Source organism: Nannocystis punicea (genome assembly GCF_026965555.1).
Lineage (GTDB): Bacteria > Myxococcota_A > Polyangia > Nannocystales > Nannocystaceae > Nannocystis > Nannocystis punicea.
This window is the reverse complement of sequence record NZ_CP114040.1, coordinates 1,374,971-1,395,877: the sequence shown is the minus strand read 5'-3', so window position 1 is coordinate 1,395,877 and position 20,907 is coordinate 1,374,971. Positions and strand designations below refer to the sequence as shown.

Below are 20,907 nucleotides of genomic sequence, written 5' to 3'. Positions count from 1 at the left end.
CTAAGAGTTATGGCCCTTGAGGCAGATCATCTTCGCCCGGCACCGCGCACACGCTGGTGACCGCCGGCGCGCGGCAGCGGGCCTCGCTTGGGTCCCAGCCGTCGCACTGCAGCGCCCCGGCGCAGCGCAGGCTGTCGCCGCACGGCTCGCCCTCGCGGGCCAGGGCCACGCAGGTCTGGGTGTTCCAGTCGCAGCTGCTGGTCAGGCCGCACCCGCCGGACGGGCACGCCTCGCCCGGCCCGGGCCCGACCACGCACTGCTCGGCCTGCAGGTCACAGAGCGATCCGAGCGGCCCGCAGCCGAGGTACCAGTCGGCGAGGCAGGCCCCGCCGAGCGGCGAATATTCGTAGCAGCGGCCGTCGCCGACGTAGCCCGGGTCGGCGCAGTACAGCCCCGGCTTGCAGCCCTCGTCGCCGAAGTCGGCGCACGGCTCGCCCACCCCGGCCAGCGCCAGGCACTTGCCGGCCGCGAAGTCGCAGTAGGCGTCGGCGCCGCACTCGTCGAAGCCCTGGCAGGCGCCGCCGATCGGCTGCTTCGCGGTGCACACCGTGAACATCCCGGTGTTGGTGTCGCGGCCGCAGTAGCTGCCTTCCTCGCAGCGGCTGTTGAAGCTGCACGGCGTGCCGATCGGCAGCGCGGCCAGCGGGCGGCAGCCGCCGATGCAGCAGCCGTCGCTGCAGGTCGGGTCGAAGCCGCACACCATCGTCCGCCCGTCCTGCGGCGCGCACTCGACCGACAGCAGGCACGGCCCGTTCTCGACCGTCGTCCCGCGCAGGATCGCGTCGCAGGCGGCCTTGCCGGCCAGCTCGGCCTCTTCGACGGCGTACGAGCCCGGCACCCCGCAGCCGCGCGCCTCGACGTGGGCCAGACAGGTCGCCGCCGCCTCGGCGTCGAACACCAGCCGCCCCGCCTCCGCCGACGCAAGCAGGTACTCGACCGCCTGCCCGCCCTGACCGACGTCGAGCCACGCCTCGGCCAGCAAGCGCGGCGGATAGATCGTCTCGAAGAACTCGACCGCGCGGCAGTCCGCCGCCTCCGCGAACGCGCCGCAGCGGACCGCCCACCCGCAATATGCCTCTTCGGCCAGGTCGAAGAAGTCCGCCAGCGCGATCGCCTCGCCGGTCGTCCCGGTGCCGGTGCCGGTGTCGGTGTCGGTCGCGCCGGTCTGGTCGCTGCCGCACGCCATCGCCGCGGCCAGGAGGATCACGGGCCCGAACCGACGCGAAATTAAGCGCATGCCCCACGCTACGGGCCCCGCGCGCGGCCTGTCAACGCGCCTGCGCCAGCGGACGCGCGGGCGAGCTCGCGGAGCTCCGCTCGGCCAGGGCCTTGCGGGCGCCCGCGGCCTCGCCCGCGCGGCCTGTCAACGCGCCTGCGCCAGCGGACGCGCGGGCGAGCTCGCGGAGCTCCGCTCGGCCAGGGCCTTGCGGGCGCCCGCGGCCTCGCCGATCAGCAGCGTCGCCGCGCAGCTGGCCGACAGGCTCGAGCGGGCCCGCAGGGCCGCCTTGCGCACGCAGCCCGCCAGCCTGGGATCGGCCCCGTCGACCCGCACCAGCGCCGCCCGGCCGCCGCGGTAGGTCCAGGCCACCGCCACCGCCGCCCCGGCCGGCGCGCAGGCGTCGAGCGCCGCCTTGTGGGCCGCCACACCCTCGAGCGCCTCCGCCAGCGCCAGCGGGTCGGTCTGCGCCATGCGGCACGACAGCTCGTGCACGGTCAGCCCGGCCATCGTCAGCGCCGGCGCGCGGCTCGTCAGCGCCACCTCGATCTTGCGCCCGCGCGACTTCTTCAGCTGCTCCGCCAGCCCGCACGCGTCGCCGTCGCCGCCCTCGCACGCGCGCGCGAACAGGCTCGCCGCCTTGTTCGCGTCGGCGGCCGTCCCGACCCCGCGCAGCGCCGCCAGCCCCTGGCGCAGGCACCCGGCCGGCTGGGCCCCGTCGCACGCGCGGGCGAACAGCTCGACCGCCCGCGCGTTCTCGCCGGCCCCGCCCGCCGCCTCGTCGTACAGCAAGATCCCCGCGTTGAAGCAGCCCGTCGCGTGGCCGAGCCCGCACGCCTGCTCGAACGAGCGGGTCGCGCGGGCCGGGTCGCGCGCCGGCATCCCGCGACCTGTCTCGTAGAACAGCCCCGCAGTGAAGCACGCGAACGCGTCCTGCTTCGCGCACGCCTGCTCGAACATCCCCAGCGCCCGCGGCGGGTCGGCCGGCACGGCTGTCCCTTCGGACAGCATCGTCCCGACCGTCGCGCAGGCCTCGGCGAAGCCCAGCCGGCACGAGCGGTCGTACAGCCCGACCGCCCGCGGCGGGTCCTTGGGCGCGCCGCCGACCCCGCCGCGGTACACCCCGGCGAGGTTGGAGCAGCCGATCGCATGTCCCAGGGAACATGCCCGATCGAGCAGGCGCAGCGCCTCGTCCGGCCGCTGCAGCCCGAGCGCCTGCATGCCCTGGGAGTTGCACTCGCTGGCCTCGCACAGCGGCGGCGGCTGCAGCTCGGCCGGCGCGGTCGCCTGCGTCCGCCCCGAGCAGGCGGTCACGGCCCACAACAAGCCCGCGGCCACGGGCGGGAGACGCCGGTCCATCCGCATATTTGCGCGAGCGTGGCCCACCCCCCCGGGAGCGTCAAGCCTCGGCGGGCGCGGGTCCGCGGCCTCGCGCCTGGAGTCCGCCATCGTCGCGACGCGAGGGCGCGACGGACCGAGAATCCGCGAGCATCCACCCGAAATCGTGGCGGCCGCCGCGAGCGAGCGAAGCCAGACACGAGGTCGAGTGCGAGCGATCCAGGATCGCAACCTCGCGGTCGTGATGCACGGGGCCAGCGGCGCTCTGCGGCCGCGAGCGAGCGAGGCCAGGAACGAGGTCGGGTGCGGGCGAGCCGCCCGGGAGCGCGGCCTTGTCGGGGTCGTGGTGCACGGAACCAGCGACGCTCTGCGGCCGCAGCTCGAGCTCAAGGCGGGTGCGAGCGATCCCCGCGCCCTAATTTGCCTCGCGCCTGAAGACCCCGCATGCAGCTCCGCCGCAAGCTGGCGATCTGCGAGCTCGCGCCTGCACCTGGTCGAGCGAAGCCCATCGACGCCTGCACCTGTGCGACTGCCTCTCGCCCTCACCGCCCCCGAGCACACTCCCTGCGAGCGCATGCGAAGACCCGGCATGCAGCTCCGCCGCAAGCCTGGCGCTCCGCGAGATCGCGCCTGGCGTGGTGGAGCGAGGCCACGGCCCATCGACGCCGACGCCTGCACCTGTGCGGCTGCCTCTCGCCCTCACGCCCTCACGCATCCTCCTGCGAGCGCTCGCGGCGACCGCCGCCGGCGCCGACTTCGCCCGCGACGATATGTCTCTTCGGGCATGTACTATCAATCGCGCCCGCGCGCGCTCGCGGCCCCACATCCACGACCTGCGGCGGCCGATGTGTGCGAACGCGACGTCGTCGTCGCGGACGGGGCGAGCGCCTCGCGCTCGGAGGGTGGCCGGGGGCAGCGCCTCGTACCGCCGTAAGTCGCGGGATATTCCCAGTTTTTTCGCTGGCATCGCGGCAGACGCGCCTTTCACGGCTGACATGATCGAGGGGGACGCCGCGTGTGAAGCTGCGTATCCTCCTGGACGCGAGGCCGTCGGGCCTGTCTGCCTGTCTGACGAGGAGCACTGGGACATGACCATCACGGACGCGACGGAAAGCGGGGCCGGCCTGACCGGCATCGGCACCCCCGAGCAGCGGCAGCTCTTGCGCGTGCTGCAGGCCGTGCGCGACGGCGACTTCTCGGCCGAGCTGCCCGGCGACTGGACGGGCCTGGGCGGGAAGATCGCCGACACCGTCAATCAGATCATCGTCGCCAACCGGACCATGGCGGGCGAGCTCGAGCGGATCGGCGAGGTCGTGGGCAAGCGCGGCCAGACGCGCCAGCGGGTGCGCGGGCACAACCGGGCCGGCGCGTGGGGTGCCATGGAGGACTCGGTCAACACCCTGATCGACGACCTCCTGTGGCCGACGGCCGAGGTGAGCCGGGCCATCGGCGCCGTCGCCAAGGGCGACCTGTCGCAGACCATGCGGCTCGACGTCGAGGGCCGGCCGCTGCAGGGCGAGTTCCTGCGCTCCGCCACGATCGTCAACACGATGATCGACCAGATGAGCGTATTCACCAGCGAGGTGACGCGCGTCGCTCGCGAGGTCGGCACCGACGGCAAGCTCGGCGGCCAGGCCCAGGTCGCCGGCCTGTCGGGCGTATGGAAGGACCTCACCGACAACGTCAACTCGATGGCCGGCAACCTGACCGCGCAGGTGCGCAACATCGCCGAGGTCACGATCGCGGTCGCCAGCGGCGACCTCTCGCGCAAGATCACCGTCGACGTGCGCGGCGAGATCCTCCAGCTCAAGGAGGCGATCAACACCATGGTCGACCAGCTGCGCTCGTTCGCCTCCGAGGTGACGCGCGTCGCTCGCGAGGTCGGCAGCGAGGGCAAGCTCGGCGGTCAGGCGATCGTGCCGGGCGTCGCCGGCACCTGGAAGGACCTGACCGACTCCGTCAACGCGATGGCGCTGAACCTGACCTCGCAGGTGCGCAACATCGCCGAGGTCACCACCGCCGTCGCCCGCGGCGACCTCTCGCGCAAGATCACCGTCGACGTCAAGGGCGAGATCCTCGAGCTCAAGAACACCATCAACACGATGGTCGACCAGCTCAACGGCTTCGCCGCCGAGGTGACGCGTGTCGCCCGCGAGGTCGGCACCGAGGGCAAGCTCGGCGGCCAGGCCCAGGTCCCCGGCGTCGCCGGCACCTGGAAGGACCTCACCGACAACGTCAACTCGATGGCGTCGAACCTGACCGCGCAGGTCCGCAACATCGCCGAGGTGGCCACCGCGATCGCCGGCGGCGACCTCTCGCGCAAGATCACCGTCGACGTGCGCGGCGAGATCCTCCAGCTCAAGGAGACGCTGAACACGATGGTCGAGCAGCTGCGCTCGTTCGCCTCCGAGGTGACGCGCGTCGCTCGCGAGGTCGGCACCGAGGGCAAGCTCGGCGGCCAGGCCCAGGTGCCCGGCGTGGCCGGCACCTGGAAGGACCTCACCGACAACGTCAACGGCCTCGCCTCGAACCTGACCTCGCAGGTGCGCAACATCGCCGAGGTCACCACCGCCGTGGCCCGCGGCGACCTCTCGAGAAAGATCACCGTCGACGTCAAGGGCGAGATCCTCGAGCTCAAGAACACCATCAACACGATGGTCGACCAGCTCAACGGCTTCGCCGCCGAGGTCACCCGCGTCGCCCGCGAGGTCGGCACCGAGGGCAAGCTCGGCGGTCAGGCCCAGGTCAAGGGCGCCGGCGGCACCTGGAAGGACCTGACCGACAACGTCAACGCGATGGCGTCGAACCTCACCTCGCAGGTCCGCAACATCGCCGACGTGACCACCGCCGTGGCCCGCGGCGACCTTTCGCGCAAGATCACCGTCGACGTCAAGGGCGAGATCCTCGAGCTCAAGAACACCATCAACACGATGGTCGACCAGCTCAACGGCTTCGCCGCCGAGGTGACCCGCGTCGCCCGCGAGGTCGGCACCGAGGGCAACCTCGGCGGTCAGGCCCAGGTGCCCGGCGTGGCCGGCACGTGGAAGGACCTGACCGACAACGTCAATTCGATGGCGTCGAACCTGACCTCGCAGGTGCGCAACATCGCCGAGGTCACCACCGCCGTCGCCCGCGGCGACCTCTCGCGCAAGATCACCGTCGACGTGAAGGGCGAGATCCTCGAGCTCAAGAACACCATCAACGTCATGGTGGACCAGCTCAACGGCTTCGCCTCGGAGGTGACCCGCGTCGCCCGCGAGGTCGGCTCGGAGGGCAAGCTCGGCGGTCAGGCCCAGGTGCCCGGCGTGGCCGGCACCTGGAAGGACCTCACCGACTCGGTCAACGCGATGGCGTCGAACCTGACCTCGCAGGTGCGCAACATCGCCGAGGTCACCACCGCGGTGGCCACCGGCGACCTTTCGCGCAAGATCACCGTCGACGTCAAGGGCGAGATCCTCGAGCTCAAGAACACCATCAACACGATGGTCGACCAGCTCAACGGCTTCGCCGCCGAGGTGACCCGCGTCGCCCGCGAGGTCGGCACCGAGGGCAAGCTCGGCGGCCAGGCCCAGGTGCCCGGGATCGCCGGCACCTGGAAGGACCTGACCGACAACGTCAACTCGATGGCCTCGAACCTGACCTCGCAGGTGCGCAACATCGCCGAGGTCACCACCGCCGTCGCCCGCGGCGACCTCTCGCGCAAGATCACCGTCGACGTCGAGGGCGAGATCCTCGAGCTCAAGAACACCATCAACACGATGGTGGACCAGCTCAACGGCTTCGCCGCCGAGGTGACCCGCGTCGCCCGCGAGGTCGGCACCGAGGGCATCCTCGGCGGCCAGGCCCAGGTGCCCGGGGTCGCCGGCGCGTGGAAGGGCCTGACCGACAACGTCAACTCGATGGCGTCGAACCTGACCTCGCAGGTGCGCAACATCGCCGAGGTCACGACCGCGATCGCCCGCGGCGACCTGTCGAAGAAGATCACCGTCGACGTCAAGGGCGAGATCCTCCAGCTCAAGGACACCATCAACACGATGGTCGACCAGCTCAACGCGTTCGCGGCCGAGGTGACCCGCGTCGCCCGCGAGGTCGGCACCGAGGGCAAGCTCGGCGGTCAGGCCCAGGTCAAGGGCGTCGCCGGCACCTGGAAGGACCTGACCGACAACGTCAACGTCATGGCCGCCAACCTCACCAACCAGGTGCGCGGCATCGTCAAGGTCGTGACCGCGGTGGCCAACGGCGACCTGCGGCAGGAGCTCACGGTCGAGGCCAAGGGCGAGGTCGCGGCGCTGGCGACCACGATCAACAACATGACCGGGACCCTGGCGATCTTCGCCGACCAGGTCACCTCGGTCGCGCGCGAGGTCGGCGTCGAGGGCCGCCTCGGCGGCCAGGCCAACGTGCCCGGCGCGGCCGGCACCTGGAAGGACCTGACCGCCAACGTCAACCTGCTGGCGGCCAACCTGACCACCCAGGTCCGCGCCATCGCCGAGGTCGCCACCGCCGTCACCAAGGGCGACCTGACCCGGTCGATCCAGGTCGAGGCGCGCGGCGAGGTCGCCGACCTCAAGGACAACATCAACGCGATGATCGACAACCTGCGCGCCACCACGGAGCGCAACAACGAGCAGGGCTGGCTCAAGACCAACCTCGCCAGCTTCACCCGCATGATGCAGGGCCAGCGCGACCTCATCACGGTCGGCCAGCGCCTGCTGTCCGAGCTGGTGCCGCTGATCGACGCCCAGCAGGGCGTCATGTACGTCATGGACGGCATCAACGGCGAGTCGGCGCTGAGCCAGCTGGCCAGCTACGCCGACGCCCGCGACCCCAAGAACCCGCGCCAGTACGCCGTCGGCGAGGGCCTGGTCGGCCAGTGCGCCTTCGAGCGCCAGCGGATCTTGCTGTCGCAGGTGACCGACGACACCGTGGTCATCAGCTCCGGCCTTTTGTCCGCCCGCCCGCGCACGGTGATCGTGCTGCCGGTGCTGTTCGAGGGCCAGGTCAAGGCGGTCATCGAGCTGGCGTCGCTGCGCGAGTTCACGGCCTCGCACCTGGCGTTCCTCGAGCAGCTGACGGGCAGCATCGGCATCGTCATCAACACCATCGAGGCGACCATGCGCACCGAGGGCCTGCTGCAGCAGTCGCAGCAGCTGGCCGGCGAGCTGCAGGCGCAGCAGAAGGAGCTGCAGCAGACCAACGAGGAGCTGGCGCAGAAGGCCAAGCTCTTGGCCGAGCAGAACGCGGAGGTCGAGCGCAAGAACCAGGAGATCGAGCAGGCCCGCCGCGCGCTCGAGGAGAAGGCGGCCGAGCTGGTGCTGACCTCGCGCTACAAGTCCGAGTTCCTCGCCAACATGTCGCACGAGCTGCGCACGCCGCTCAACAGCATCCTCATCCTCGGCCAGCAGCTGGCCGACAACATCGAGCACAACCTCAGCGAGCGCGAGGTCGAGTTCGCCAAGACGATCCACGCCGCCGGCACCGACCTGCTCAACCTGATCAGCGACATCCTCGACCTGTCGAAGATCGAGTCGGGCACCGTCACCGTCGACTCCGAGGAGCTGCCGTTCTCGAGCCTGCGCGACACCGTCGAGCGCAACTTCCGCCACGAGGCCGAGAACCGCGGCCTCACCCTCACCACCGACTTCGCCCCCAACATCGGCCGGGCGATCACAACTGACCCCAAGCGCCTGCTGCAGGTGCTGAAGAACCTGCTGTCCAACGCCTTCAAGTTCACCGAGCGCGGCGGCGTCCGCCTCGAGGTCAAGGTCGCCGCCAGCGGCTGGAACCCCGAGCACCCGGTCCTCAGCACCGCGCCCGGCGTGGTCTCGTTCTCGGTCAGCGACACCGGCATCGGCATCCCGCCGGAGAAGCAGCGCATCATCTTCGAGGCGTTCCAGCAGGCCGACGCCGGCACCGCCCGCAAGTACGGCGGCACCGGCCTCGGCCTCGCCATCAGCCGCGAGCTCGCCAGCCTGCTCGGCGGCGAGATCAAGCTGCACAGCGCCCTCGGCAGCGGCAGCACCTTCACCCTGTACCTGCCCCTCCAGTACCAGGGCCCGGCCAACAGCAAGGCGCCGCCGACCCCGCGCAATCACCTGGCCGCCCCCGCGACCGCCGTCCCGGCCCGGCCCGACCAGCTCGTCGACGACCGCGACTCGCTGCGCCCCGGCGACATGTCGCTGCTCATCGTCGAGGACGACCCGCACTTCGCCGTCCTCCTGCTCGAGGTGGCGCGCGAGCGCGGCTTCAAGGGCCTGGTCACCCTGCGCGGCGCCGACGCGATCAACCTTGCGCTCCAATTCCGCCCGACCGCGATTTCGCTGGACATCTTCCTGCCCGACGTGCACGGCTGGGCCGTTCTGAGCCAGCTCAAGCAGAACCCGGCGACCCGGCACATCCCCGTCCAGATCTTGACGCTCGACGACGAGCGCCAGCACGTGCTCGAGCGCGGCGCCTTCACCTACCTCAACAAGCCGCTGTCGCGCGACAGCCTGGCCGCCGCCTTCGACCGCATGAAGCGGTTCGCCAACAAGAAGCCGCGCGAGCTCCTCATCATCGAGGACGACGACGTCGAGCGCATGAGCCTGTCCGAGCTGCTGCAGCACGACGACATCCGCATCACCGCCGTCGACAGCGGCTCGGCCGCCCTGGTGGCCCTGCGCGAGCGCCCGTTCGACTGCGTGGTCCTCGACCTGCGCCTGCCCGACATGACCGGCTTCGAGCTGCTGGCCCGCCTGCAGCACGAGCCGGCCATGCGCGACCTCCAGGTCGTCGTGTTCACCGGCAAGGAGCTGTCGCCCGCCGAGGAGACCCAGCTGCGCAAGGTCGCCAAGAGCATCATCCTCAAGGACGTGCAGTCGCCGGAGCGCCTGCTCGACGAGACCGCGCTGGTGCTCCACCGCGACATCACCGCCCTGCCACCGAACAAGCAGCGGATGATCGAGCGCCTCCACGACAACAACGAGGTCCTGGTCAACAAGCGGGTCCTGGTGGTCGACGACGACGTGCGCAACATCTTCGCCCTGTCGTCCCTGCTCGAGCGCCAGGGCATGCGCGTCATCAGCGCTTCGACCGGCCAGGAGGCCATCGACATCGTCAAATCCACCCCGGATTTGGCGCTGGCCCTCGTCGACATCATGATGCCCGAGATGGACGGCTACGAGACGATGCGGCGGATCCGCAAGGACCCGGGCCTGAGGCGCCTGCCGATGATCGCCCTCACCGCCAAGGCGATGAAGGGCGACCGCGAGAAGTGCCTCGAGGCCGGCGCGTCCGACTACATCGCCAAGCCGGTGAACACCGAGCAGTTGCTGTCCCTGCTGCGGATCTGGCTCCACAGGTGACGGAGGTGTCGTCATGACCGCGCGCGAACGAGTCAACATCCTCCTGGTCGACGACCAGCCGGCCCGGCTGCTCAGCTACGAGGCCATCCTCGCGCCGCTCGAGCAGAACCTGGTGCGCGCGTCGTCGGGCGTCGAGGCGCTGCAGAAGCTGCTCAAGGAGGAGTTCGCCGTCATCCTCCTCGACGTCAGCATGCCCGAGATGGACGGCTTCGAGACCGCGGCGATGATCCACCAGCACCCGCGGTTCGAGCGGACCCCGATCATCTTCGTCACCGGCCACAACATCACCGACCTCGACGCCCTCCGCGGCTACGAGCTCGGCGCGGTCGACTACGTCTACGTCCCGATCGTCCCCGAGATCCTGCGCGGCAAGGTCTCGGTGCTGGTCGAGCTCCACCTCAAGCGCCAGGAATTGGTGCGGGCCAACCGCGAGCTCGGGCAGGCCAACGCCCAGCTCGCGCTCGCCAACTCCAACCTGCAGGCCGAGAAGACCCGCGAGCTCGAGCAGCTCAACGCGGTGCTCGAGCGGGCCAACGCCGGGCTCGCCGAGGCCAACCGCACCCTGGCCGCCGAGGTCGCCGAGCGCCAGCGGGCCGAGGACGCGCTGCGCCGCACCCACGAGCAGCTGCGCGAGGCCGACCGCCAGAAGGACGAGTTCCTGGCCATGCTCGCCCACGAGCTGCGCAACCCGCTGGCGCCGATCCACAGCGCCGTCGAGCTGATGGGCGTCAAGGAGATCGAGGACCCCGAGGTCCGCTGGTGTCGCGACGTCATCGAGCGCCAGACCGAGCAGCTGCACCGCCTCGTCGACGACCTGCTCGACGTCTCGCGGATCACCCAGGGCAAGATCAAGCTGCAGAGCGCGCCGCTCGAGGTCGCGGCGGTGATCAGCCGCGCGCTCGAGACGACCCGCCCGCTGATCGACGCGCGGCGCCACCAGATCGCCGTCAACGCGCCGGAGCAGGCGATCTGGATCGAGGGCGACCGCACGCGCCTGACCCAGGTCGTCGGCAACCTGCTCAACAACGCCGCCAAGTACACCCCGGAGGGCGGGGAGATCCGCCTCACGGTCGAGCTCGCTGCCGACACGCACGTGCTGATCCACGTCTCCGACTCGGGCACCGGGATCTCCGGCGAGATGCTGCCGAAAGTGTTCGAGCTGTTCACTCAGGTCGACCGCACCGTCCACCAGGCCCAGGGCGGCCTCGGGATCGGGCTCGCGCTGGTCCGCCGCCTGGTCGAGCTGCACGGCGGCTCGGTCGCCGCCCGCAGCGACGGCCCGGGCAAGGGCAGCGAGTTCACCGTCCGCCTGCCCCTCCTGCGCAGCGAGGCCGCCGCCCACCCGAGCCCGGCGGCGCGCGCCGCCACCGAGCCGAGCCCGACCGCCCGCCGGGTGCTCGTGGTCGACGACAACGTCGACGCCGCCCTCAGCCTGGCCGGCCTGCTCAAGGTGAGCGGTAACATCGTCGAGACCGCTTACGACGGCCAGCAAGGCATCGACGCCGCCGACCGATTCCGCCCCGAGGTCATCTTCCTCGACCTCGGCATGCCGAAGCTCGACGGCTTCGGCGCCGCCTCGTGGATCCGCTCGCAACCCTGGGCCGAACACGTGCTCTTGATCGCAGTCACCGGGTGGGGCCAGGAGGACGTGCGCACGCGGACACAGCAGTCCGGCTTCGACGCCCACCTGGTCAAGCCGGTCAACTTCGCCAAGCTGACCCGCCTGATGACGCAGTCCCGCGGCGCCGGGCGCAAGAGCGTCGGTTAGCGGCGACCCGCGCCCGCGCCGCGAGGCGCCTCCTGTCCCAAAGGACAGGCTCTGGTTCCTGTCTCCGGAGACAGACTCGGACGCCCGTCCGCCCGCCTCCGGCCGGCGCGGCCGCGCCCGCGTCATTGGCGCACTTCAGTACCGTGTTTTCACGACTATTGAGGGATTTCATTCTCCGAGGTAGCAATCTTGCGCATGGCCGCACCGCCTCGCCCGCCACGCGACGACGATCCGCGCTCGGAGCCGTGGGCCTCGATCGACGAGGTCGCCGCGCACCTCGGAGTGCGCAAGGACTCGATCTACCGCTGGATCGAGCGCCGCGGCCTGCCGGCGCAGAAGATCGGCAAGCTGTGGAAGCTGAAGCTGTCGGAGGTCGACAAGTGGATGCTGGCGGAGGGCCAGCGCCGGTCGGAGACGCCGGGGCAGCACCCGGCGGCGGCGACGCCCCGCGACTACGTGCTGGTGGTCGACGACGACGAGATGGTCCGCGAGTCGCTGCGCGACTTCCTGGTCGACGAGGGCTACGGCGTGCTGGCCGCCGCCGACGGCATCGAGGCGTTCGAGCTGCTCGCGGCCCCGGCGACGCCGCTGCCGGCGGTCATCGTCCTCGACCTCAAGATGCCGCGCATGGGCGGGCAGGAGTTCCGCGCGGCTCAGGCCCGCGACCCTCGCCTCGCGCCGATCCCCGTGCTGCTGGTGACGGCCGAGCGACGCGTCGAGGCCGGCGGCGCGATCGTCCTGCGCAAGCCGATCGACCTCGGCGCCCTGCGCGACGCGCTCCGCAAGCTGCTGGAGCGCCGTTGAGGAGCCACGCATGAGCCGCAGCACCGCTGATGACGACACCGCCGCCGAGCGCCGCTTCGCCGCCCTCGCGCAGGCGACCGGCCAGGTCGTGTGGCGGCTCGCGCCCGACGGCGCGCGCCCGCTCGAGGACTCGCCCGGCTGGCGCGCGCTGACCGGCGTGAGCCGCGAGCAGTGGCTGGAGCGCGGCGTCCTCGCCGGCGTGCACTCCGACGACCGCGAGCGCGTCGAGGCGGCCGTGCGCGCCGCGGTGGCCGCCGGCGTCGCGTGGGACGTCGAGCTCCGCCTGCAGCGCCCCGACGGTCATCACGCCTGGACGCAGCTGCGCGCCGCGCCGGTGCTCGGCGCCGGCGGCGAGCGGCTCGAGTGGGTCGGCGCGGCCGTCGACATCCACGCGCGCAAGGAGGTCGACGCCTTCCGCGAGATGGTGCTCGGGATCCTCGGCCACGACCTGCGCAACCCGCTGAACGCGATGATGGTCTCGGCCCAGCTGGCCCTCCTGCGCGCGCGCGAGGAGCCGGTCCGCACCCCGCTCGAGCGCGTGCTCGCCAGCGGCGAGCGCATGGGTCGGCTGATCGAGCAGCTGCTCGACCTGACGCTCGTGCGCCTCGGCGCCCGCATCGCCGTCCACCCCGTCGCCGTCGACCTGCGCGAGATCGTCGAGCAGGCGATCGAGGAGCTGCCGAACGGCAAGACGCGGATCCGCTTCGACGCCGTCGGCGACCTGCGCGGCACCTGGGACTTCGATCGCCTGCTACAGGTCGTCACCATCCTGCTCGGCAACGCGGTCGACCACGGCACGCCGGGCACGCCGATCTCCGTCCGCGCCGTCGGCGAGGCGGCCGACGCCGTCGAGCTGATGGTCCACAACCTCGGCCCCACCGTCCCCGAGAGCGTGCGCGAGTCGGTGTTCGAGCCGTTCCGCCGCACCGACCCGGCCCGCCGCCACGGCGCCCGCGCCCTCGGCCTCGGCCTGTTCGTCACCCGCCAGCTGGTGCTCGCCCACGGCGGCACGATCGCCTTCGAGTCGAGCGAGGCCGGCGGCAACCTGATGCACGTGCACCTGCCGCGCCGCGCACCGGCGTGAGGCGGACGCGAGAGCACGGGCGACGCGACGTCCCGTCACCCGTGCCTCTGCCACGACGCGTGGTCGCGTGACGCGGACGCGAGAGCACTCGCTACGCCCCGTCCGTCACCCGTGCACTGCCACGACGCCTGCCCGCGTGACGCGAACACCACGGCACTCCCTACGCGCCGTCCCGTCACCCGTGCACCTGCCACGACGCATGCCCGCGTGCCGCGAACACCACGGCACTCTCTACGCCGTCCCGTCACCCGTGCACCTGCCACGACGCCTGCCCGCGTGCCGCGAACACCACGGCGCTCCCGACGCGACGTCCCGTCCCCCAGCTGCGGCCCTGCGACGCCTCTCTCGACGCGCCCGCATCCTCCCGCCGCGCCCCGCAGACCCGCCCACCGCTCGCCGGCCTCGACTGCTCCGCAGCGCCCTCCCGGCCGAGCCCGCTCGGGGTTCGCGGACGGAGAACGACGATTCGGAAATGTGCTGACTCGCGACTCGCCGCCGCGACCTCACCGACGCCGAACCATGCTTTCTCGACTCATTCATAATACTATTTTAAGGTTTAACCTTATGCACAACCCGGTTTTAGCCCTATTTTTGGTCACCACGAAACGCGGTCTCAGTCGGACAAAGTCGAGTAAAGTCGAAGAAAAACCGCGCATACACCGCAGTTAACAGCGTTCTTTATGCGATCTTGATGCGGACACGCTTCCTCTTTACGTCCTCTTTATCCGATCATTGCGAATCTATTGGAGGTCAGACGAGGGGTCCACAATGCTCAATCGAATCACCAACTCCGGGAACGATTCCACCTACAATGCGACGACCATGGGTGGCGCGACGACCGCGCGCTACTTCCGTGAGCTCGCCGATGTGACGGTGATGGGGAAGGACGAGGAGATGACCGCGGCGACCCGGCTGGTCGAGCTGCGCAAGCAGATGTGGGCGGCGTTCCTCGGCTACCCGCCGTTCGTGTCGGCGATCTGCGGCCTGGTGGCCGAGCGGCTGTCGGCCGAGGCGGTCCCGCCCGCGGTGCTCGAGGCGGTCGAGAAGACCTCGCGGGCGCTCCGCGACCGGGTCCTGAAGAGCCACGAGGAGGCCTTCAACGCCGCCCGCACGGCCCTCATCGACCGCCTGGTGTTCGCCGACGTCGACAGCGTCGTCGCCGACTCGATCCTCGCCGACCTCACCGGCCTCGAGAGCAACCGCGGCGTGGCCACCAACATGAAGGTGAAGCCGCCGTACCGCGACAGCGTCCCGTTCATCCGCTACGTCACCGCGGCGCGCCGGGCCCACGACGCCGTGATGCTGGCCAAGAACGCGTTCGTGCGCTGTAACCTGCGGCTCGTCGTCGCCATCGCCCGCCGCTTCGCCCGCAGCGCGATCCCGCTGCAGGACCTCATCCAGGACGGCAACATCGGCCTGATGAAGGCCGTCGACCGGTTCGACCCGGCCCGCGGCTGCCGCTTCGCCACCTACGCCGCGTGGTGGATCCGCTACGCCATCACCCGCGCCATCGTCGACACCGACCGCAGCGTCCGCCTGCCGCTGCACATGATCGACGCCTGCAAGAAGGTGAACCGGGCCCGCCGCGAGTACGAGGTGATGTACGGCCGCACCCCCACCGACGAGGAGCTGTCCTCGGCCACCGGCATCAGCATGGAGCGGATCCAGCGGATGAGCTGGTCGCTGATCGACCAGCCGCTGAGCCTGTCGCTGCCGGCCACCCGCGACGGCGAGAGCAGCCTCGCCGACACCCTCGTCGACGCCAGCCAGGTCGCCCCCTACGAGCTGATGGACTCGGCCCTGCTGCAGGACGCCCTGCTCGAGGTGTTCGACAAGCTGTCGCCGATGGAGGCCGACATCCTGCGCAAGCGGGTCGGCATGGACGGCGAGCCCGAGCTCACCCTCAAGGAGATCGGCGCCACCTACTCGCTGTCGCGCGAGCGCATCCGTCAGCTGCAGGAGCAGGCGCTGCGCAAGCTCCGCTCGGAGTTCTCCCGCCGCCAGCTGATGTAATCGCCCGCTCCGACGACGACCTCGACCGCGAGCCGGTCGCCCCACGCGGCGATCGGCTCGCGTCGTATTTTGCGATCGCCCGCCGCGCTCGCCGGTCGCCGCGCGCCCGCTCGCACGCGGTCTCGTGATCCTGCACGCACGAACCTCGTCGCCGCGATCTTCACGGCGTCGCACCGTCGGTTCGCCGCGCCCCTGAGCCCGCTCGCAGCGAGTCGGCGCCGTCGCCGATCTGCACGAGGCCGGTCGTGACATAGCCGAGCCCGGTGACCGAGCTTTCGAGGTTGCCGCTCGCACGGTGGTCGCCCTAAACTGCCCATTGCGGATCGGGCGCTCGGCGCGTCCGCGAGACGCAAGCATGACCGCAAGCACCGCCAGCCCACGCGCGAGCATCCCCAAGGCCCCCACGGGGATCCACGGCCTCGACGACATCACCGGCGGCGGCCTGCCGCGCGGCCGACCGACGCTGGTGTGCGGCAGCGCGGGGTGCGGCAAGACGCTGATGGCGATGGAGTTCCTGGTCCGCGGCGCCACCGACTACGACGAGCCGGGCGTGTTCTTCGCCTTCGAGGAGACCGCCGACGACCTGACCGCCAACGTCCGCTCGCTCGGCTTCGACCTCGAGGACCTGGCCGCGCGCGACAAGCTGGTGGTCGAGCACATCCGCGTCGAGCGCAGCGAGATCGAGGAGGCCGGCGAGTTCGACCTCGAGGGGCTGTTCATCCGCCTGGGCCTGGCGATCGACACCGTCGGGGCCAAGCGCGTGGTCCTCGACACCCTCGAGACCCTGTTCGGCGGCTTCGACAACGAGGCGATCCTCCGCTCCGAGCTGCGGCGGCTGTTCCGCTGGCTCAAGGATCGGGGCGTCACCGCCGTCATCACCGCCGAGCGCGGCGACGGCACCCTCACCCGCCAGGGCCTCGAGGAGTACGTTTCCGACTGCGTGATCCAGCTCGACCACCGCATGCACGACCAGGTGTCGACGCGGCGGCTGCGGATCGTCAAGTACCGCGGCACCACCCACGGCACCAACGAGTACCCGTTCCTCATCGACAGCGACGGCTTCTCGGTCCTGCCGCTGAGCTCGCTCAAGCTCGACCACGTCGCCTCGACCGAGCGCGTGTCGACCGGCATCGAGCGGCTCGACAGCATGCTCGCCGGCGGCGTGTACCGCGGCACCAGCGTGCTGCTGTCGGGCACCGCCGGCACCGGCAAGTCGAGCATCGCCGCTCACATGGCCGCCGCCAGCTGCGAACGCGGCGAGCGCTGCCTCTATTACTCGTTCGAGGAGTCGCCGCAGCAGGTGCTCCGCAACATGCGGTCGATCAACCTCGACCTCGGCCCCTGGCTCGCCAACGGGATGCTCCACTTCGTCTCGACCCGCCCGACCTTCCACGGGCTCGAGATGCACCTGGCGACCATGTTCAAGCACATCCGCGAGTTCGACCCGCGGCTGGTCGTCATCGACCCGATCAGCAACTTCATCACGGTCGGCACCGCCGGCGAGGCCCAGTCGATGCTGCTGCGCCTGGTCGACTACCTCAAGAGCCGCCAGTGCACCGCCGTGTTCGTCAGCCTGGTCAGCGGCGGCAAGGGCCTGCTCGAGGCGACCGAGCAGAACGTCTCGTCCCTGATCGACACGTGGATCCTCCTGCGCGACGTCGAGCTCGGCGGCGAGCGCAACCGCGGCCTCCACGTGCTGAAGTCCCGCGGCACCGCTCACTCCAACCAGGTCCGCGAGTTCGTGCTCACCAGCCACGGGGTCGAGCTGCGCGACGTCTACGTCGGCCCCGAGGGCGTGCTGACCGGCTCGATGCGGCTGGCGCAGGAGGCCAGGGAGCGCGAGGCCGCCGAGGCGCGCCGCCACGCGATGGCGCGCAAGCGGCGGGAGATCGAGCGCAAGCGGCACGCGCTCGAGGCCCAGATCGCCTCGCTGCGCGCGCAGGCGGAGAGCGAGGAGCTCGAGCTCGAGCTGCTGCTGTCCGCCGAGGAGGCCGTCGACCGCCGGCTCACCGACGACCGCTCGAGCATGGCGCTCAGCCGCCGCGCCGACGCCGACAACGAAGAGGAGGAGACGGCATGAACAGCGAGCACGAGGTACCCGCGGAGTCCGACGACCCCGACGTCTGGGAGCTCCGGCTGTACGTGGCCGGGCAGACCCCGAAGTCGATCCAGGCGCTGCAGAACCTCCAGCGGCTGTGCGAGGAGCACCTGCGCGGCCGCTACAGGATCGAGGTCATCGACCTGCACAAGCACCCGAAGCTGGCCAAGCAGGACGAGATCGTCGCCATCCCGACGCTCGTCCGCAAGCTGCCCGACCCGATCCGCCGCGTCATCGGCGACCTCTCGAACGTCGAGAAGACGCTGCTCGGCCTCCAGCTGGTCCCCGCCAACGCCCCATGATCGCCCGCCCGATCGCCCTCATCGCCGCGCTCGCCAGAACCTGTCCTTTCGGCCAGATTCGAACGCCCGCGGCCCCCTCCCGGCGCTCCGGGATCACCTGTCCCTTCGGTCACGTGGGTGCCGCGTGCGCCTGTCCGTTCGGCCAGCTCGGCGGCGCCGCCCGGGGCGAGGTGGCGCCGTGAGCGACGCCCTCGCCGCCGCCCAGCGCGAGCTCGAGGAGCTGCGGCTCCGCCTCGCCGAGGCCCAGGAGACCATCCGCGCGATCCAGGGCGGCGAGGTCGACGCCCTCGTGATCAGCGACGCCGAGCCGCCGCGGGTGTTCACGCTCGACGCCGCCGACAAGCCGTACCGGCTGCTCGTCGAGCAGATGCACCACGGCGCCGCGGCGCTGGCGATCGACGGGGTCGTCCTCGCGTGCAACAACCAGTTCACGCGCCTCCTCCGCTGCGAGCAGCAGGCGGTGCTCGGCCTGCCGCTGCAGCAGCACATCGACCCGCCGGGCCTACCGGTGTTCGAGGCGCTGCTGCGCGACGGTCTGGCGGTCCTGAGCGAGGGCGAGGTCATGCTGCGGCGCGGCGACGGCGAGCGCGTGCCGATCGTCCTCGGCGTGCGGGCCTTGCACGAGGGCGTCGCCGGCGTGTGCCTGCTGGTCGTCGACCTCAGCGAGCAGAAGCGGCGCGAGCGGCTGATCGCCGACGAGGCGACCGCGCGGGCGATCCTCGAGCAGGTCGCCGACGCAGTGGTCGTGTGCGACATCGAGGGCACCGTCCTGCGCGCCAGCCGGGCCGCGCACGACCTGTGCGGCACCAACCCGCTGTTCCAGCGGTTCGACCGGGTGTTCGCGCTCACCCGCCACGACGAGCCGGGCGCGCGCGTCGACCTCGCCCCGGTGTGGCGCGGCGAGCCCGTGCGCGGCCTCGAGGTCCGCTGCGACCGGCCCGGGGGCAAGCGGGCCGAGTTGATGCTGGGCGCCGGCCCGCTGGTCGTCGCCGGCGGCGAGCGGCTCGGGGTCGTGATCACCCTGACCGACATCACCTCGCTGCGCGAGGCCGAGGACGAGCTGCGCCGGCGGGCCAGCGAGCTGCAGGCGGTCGATCGGCGCAAGGACGAGTTCCTGGCGATGCTGGCCCACGAGCTGCGCAACCCGCTGTCGCCGATCCAGTCATCGCTCGAGATCATGAACCTGCAGGCGCTCGACGACCCGCTGGCCAATCAGTGCCGCGACGTCATCGAGCGCCAGGTCCAGCAACTGACGCGGCTGGTCGACGATCTGCTCGAGGTGTCGCGCATCAACACCGGCAAGATCCAGCTGCAGATGGAGCGCATCGAGCTCGGCGCCGCGGTCATGCGCGGCATCGAGACCAGCCGCCCGGCGATCGACGCCAAGGGCCACCGGCTGCAATTCGCCTGTCCGCCCGACCCGGTGTGGGTCCGCGCCGACCCGACGCGGATCGCCCAGGTCATCGGCAACCTCGTCAACAACGCCGCCAAGTACACCGAGATCGGCGGCGACATCGGCGTGCGCCTCGAGTGCGAGGACAAGCAAGCCGTCATCCGCGTCCGCGACAGCGGGATCGGCATCCCCCAGGAGATGCTCGCCGAGGTGTTCGACCTGTTCACGCAGGTCCACCGCTCGCTCGACCGCTCGCAGGGCGGCCTCGGCATCGGCCTCGCCCTCGTCAAGCGGCTGGTCACCATCCACGGCGGCCAGGTCGAGGCCCACAGCGACGGCCCCGGCCTCGGCAGCGAGTTCGTGGTCCGCCTGCCGCTGCACGACGGCGAGCGCGTCGGCCCCGAGGCCCCGCGCGCCGACAAGGCCGCCGCCACCGGCCCGAGCCTGCGCGTGCTCGTCATCGACGACAACCGCGACGCCGCCGAGCTGCTCGCCGCCCTTCTCGGCATGCTCGGCCACAAGGTCGAGACCGCCGCCGACGGCCCGACCGGCATCACCACCGCGCTCGCGTTCGCCCCGCAGCTGGTGCTGTGCGACATCGGCCTGCCGCTGCTCGACGGCTACGGCGTGGTCGCCGACCTGCGCGCCCGCCCGGAGTTCGCCGCCACCCGCTTCGTCGCCCTCACCGGCTACGGCCGCGCCGAGGACCGCCAGCGCTCGCAGGCCAGCGGCTTCCACGCCCACCTGATCAAGCCGGTCGGCCTCGCCAAGCTCAAGACGCTGCTGCGCCCGCCGCAGACCGGCGACGTGGAAGCATGACCGTTCGGACAGGTCCCTCGAGACCTGTCCGAACGAGCATCTTTTGAACGGCGCCGCCGCCCGGGACGCCGCCGCTCGCCCGTCGGGCTCGGCTCTTTCGAGCCTGTCCGAACGAGCAGGTTTCGGTCCCGCGGACCCGCTCGGAACGCCGCCCTTCTCGTCGGTAGAAGTCCTTCAAGACATGTCCAAAAGAACATACTAGAGCTCGCGGAGCGGCCCGGCACGCCGTCTCTGCCCGTCCAAGGCCAGGTGTCTCGAGACCTGTCCGAACGACCATGTTTGACTCGCGGAGCCACGCCGGCCCCCACCACTTCCCCCTCACCGCTCAGGACTTGCACCTGTCCGTTCGACCTTGTTTTAAACCCGCAGCGCCGCACCGGACCCCGCCATTCCCCTTCGCCGCTCAGATCGCTTCCTACCTGTCCGTTCGACCTTGTTTTAAACTCGCAGCCCCGCGCCGGACCCCCCATTCCCTTCGCCGCTCAGGACCTGCACCTGCGACCTTGTTTTAAACCCGCAGCGCCGCACCGGACCCCGCCATTCCCCTTCGCCGCTCAGGACCTGCACCTGTCCGTTCGACCTTGTTCAAACCCGCAGCGCCGCACCGGACCCCCCATTCCCTTCGCCGCTCAGGACCTGCACCTGCGACCTTGTTTTAAACCCCCCGCGCCGGACCCCCCCATTCCCTTCGCCGCTCAGGACGCTTCGTACCTGTCCGTTCGACCTTGT

Annotated in this window: 10 protein-coding genes; 8 read left to right on the top strand and 2 right to left on the bottom strand. The window is 71.0% G+C overall.

All coding sequences use genetic code 11. The features are described 5' to 3' along the window. Positions 1-7: 7 nt before the first annotated feature. Positions 8-1,237 (bottom strand): hypothetical protein, encoded by a 1,230-nt coding sequence (locus tag O0S08_RS05360; protein ID WP_269037913.1) that lies wholly within the window; start codon positions 1,235-1,237, stop codon positions 8-10. Positions 1,238-1,363: 126 nt separating this feature from the next. Continuing rightward, positions 1,364-2,575 carry a tetratricopeptide repeat protein gene (locus tag O0S08_RS05355; protein ID WP_269037911.1) on the bottom strand — a complete coding sequence of 404 codons (1,212 nt, stop codon included), beginning with the start codon at positions 2,573-2,575 and terminating at the stop codon, positions 1,364-1,366. 1,067 nt (positions 2,576-3,642) lie between these two features. Between O0S08_RS05355 and O0S08_RS05350 the strand changes: the two genes are divergently transcribed. The 8 genes from O0S08_RS05350 to O0S08_RS05315 all read left to right on the top strand — a co-directional run bounded on the left by O0S08_RS05350 (position 3,643) and on the right by O0S08_RS05315 (position 20,178). After that, the gene (locus O0S08_RS05350) at positions 3,643-9,897 is read left to right on the top strand and encodes a HAMP domain-containing protein (protein WP_269037910.1); all 6,255 of its coding nucleotides are present in this window, start codon (positions 3,643-3,645) and stop codon (positions 9,895-9,897) included. Between the two features lie 13 nt (positions 9,898-9,910). Continuing rightward, positions 9,911-11,665, top strand: coding sequence for a response regulator (locus tag O0S08_RS05345; protein WP_269037909.1), 1,755 nt, complete (start codon positions 9,911-9,913; stop codon positions 11,663-11,665). A gap of 195 nt (positions 11,666-11,860) precedes the next feature. Continuing rightward, entirely contained in the window at positions 11,861-12,469 is a 609-nt protein-coding gene (locus O0S08_RS05340; RefSeq protein WP_269037908.1) for a response regulator, read from the top strand. 10 nt (positions 12,470-12,479) lie between these two features. Next, complete coding sequence (locus O0S08_RS05335) at positions 12,480-13,553, top strand: PAS domain-containing sensor histidine kinase (RefSeq protein WP_269037907.1); 1,074 nt, start codon at positions 12,480-12,482, stop codon at positions 13,551-13,553. Positions 13,554-14,375: 822 nt separating this feature from the next. Further along, positions 14,376-15,566, top strand: coding sequence for a sigma-70 family RNA polymerase sigma factor (locus O0S08_RS05330; protein WP_269037906.1), 1,191 nt, complete (start codon positions 14,376-14,378; stop codon positions 15,564-15,566). Positions 15,567-15,921: 355 nt separating this feature from the next. Continuing rightward, positions 15,922-17,646, top strand: a complete 1,725-nt coding sequence (kaiC, locus tag O0S08_RS05325; protein WP_269037905.1) for a circadian clock protein KaiC — start codon at positions 15,922-15,924, stop codon at positions 17,644-17,646. Continuing rightward, complete coding sequence (locus tag O0S08_RS05320; protein WP_269037904.1) at positions 17,643-17,966, top strand: circadian clock KaiB family protein; 324 nt, start codon at positions 17,643-17,645, stop codon at positions 17,964-17,966. Before kaiC ends, O0S08_RS05320 begins: the two co-directional genes overlap by 4 nt. A 178-nt stretch (positions 17,967-18,144) precedes the next feature. Continuing rightward, entirely contained in the window at positions 18,145-20,178 is a 2,034-nt protein-coding gene (locus O0S08_RS05315) for a PAS domain-containing hybrid sensor histidine kinase/response regulator (protein WP_269037902.1), read from the top strand. Positions 20,179-20,907: the final 729 nt, after the last annotated feature.

What these genes read in the sequence shown, in the direction of transcription:
- O0S08_RS05360 (WP_269037913.1), bottom strand. Translation starts at nt 1,237, where the DNA reads ATGCGCTTAATTTCGCGTCGGTTCGGGCCCGTGATCCTCCTGGCCGCG.
- O0S08_RS05355 (WP_269037911.1), bottom strand. Translation starts at nt 2,575, where the DNA reads ATGGACCGGCGTCTCCCGCCCGTGGCCGCGGGCTTGTTGTGGGCCGTG.
- O0S08_RS05350 (WP_269037910.1), top strand. Translation starts at nt 3,643, where the DNA reads ATGACCATCACGGACGCGACGGAAAGCGGGGCCGGCCTGACCGGCATC.
- O0S08_RS05345 (WP_269037909.1), top strand. Translation starts at nt 9,911, where the DNA reads ATGACCGCGCGCGAACGAGTCAACATCCTCCTGGTCGACGACCAGCCG.
- O0S08_RS05340 (WP_269037908.1), top strand. Translation starts at nt 11,861, where the DNA reads ATGGCCGCACCGCCTCGCCCGCCACGCGACGACGATCCGCGCTCGGAG.
- O0S08_RS05335 (WP_269037907.1), top strand. Translation starts at nt 12,480, where the DNA reads ATGAGCCGCAGCACCGCTGATGACGACACCGCCGCCGAGCGCCGCTTC.
- O0S08_RS05330 (WP_269037906.1), top strand. Translation starts at nt 14,376, where the DNA reads ATGGGTGGCGCGACGACCGCGCGCTACTTCCGTGAGCTCGCCGATGTG.
- kaiC (WP_269037905.1), top strand. Translation starts at nt 15,922, where the DNA reads ATGACCGCAAGCACCGCCAGCCCACGCGCGAGCATCCCCAAGGCCCCC.
- O0S08_RS05320 (WP_269037904.1), top strand. Translation starts at nt 17,643, where the DNA reads ATGAACAGCGAGCACGAGGTACCCGCGGAGTCCGACGACCCCGACGTC.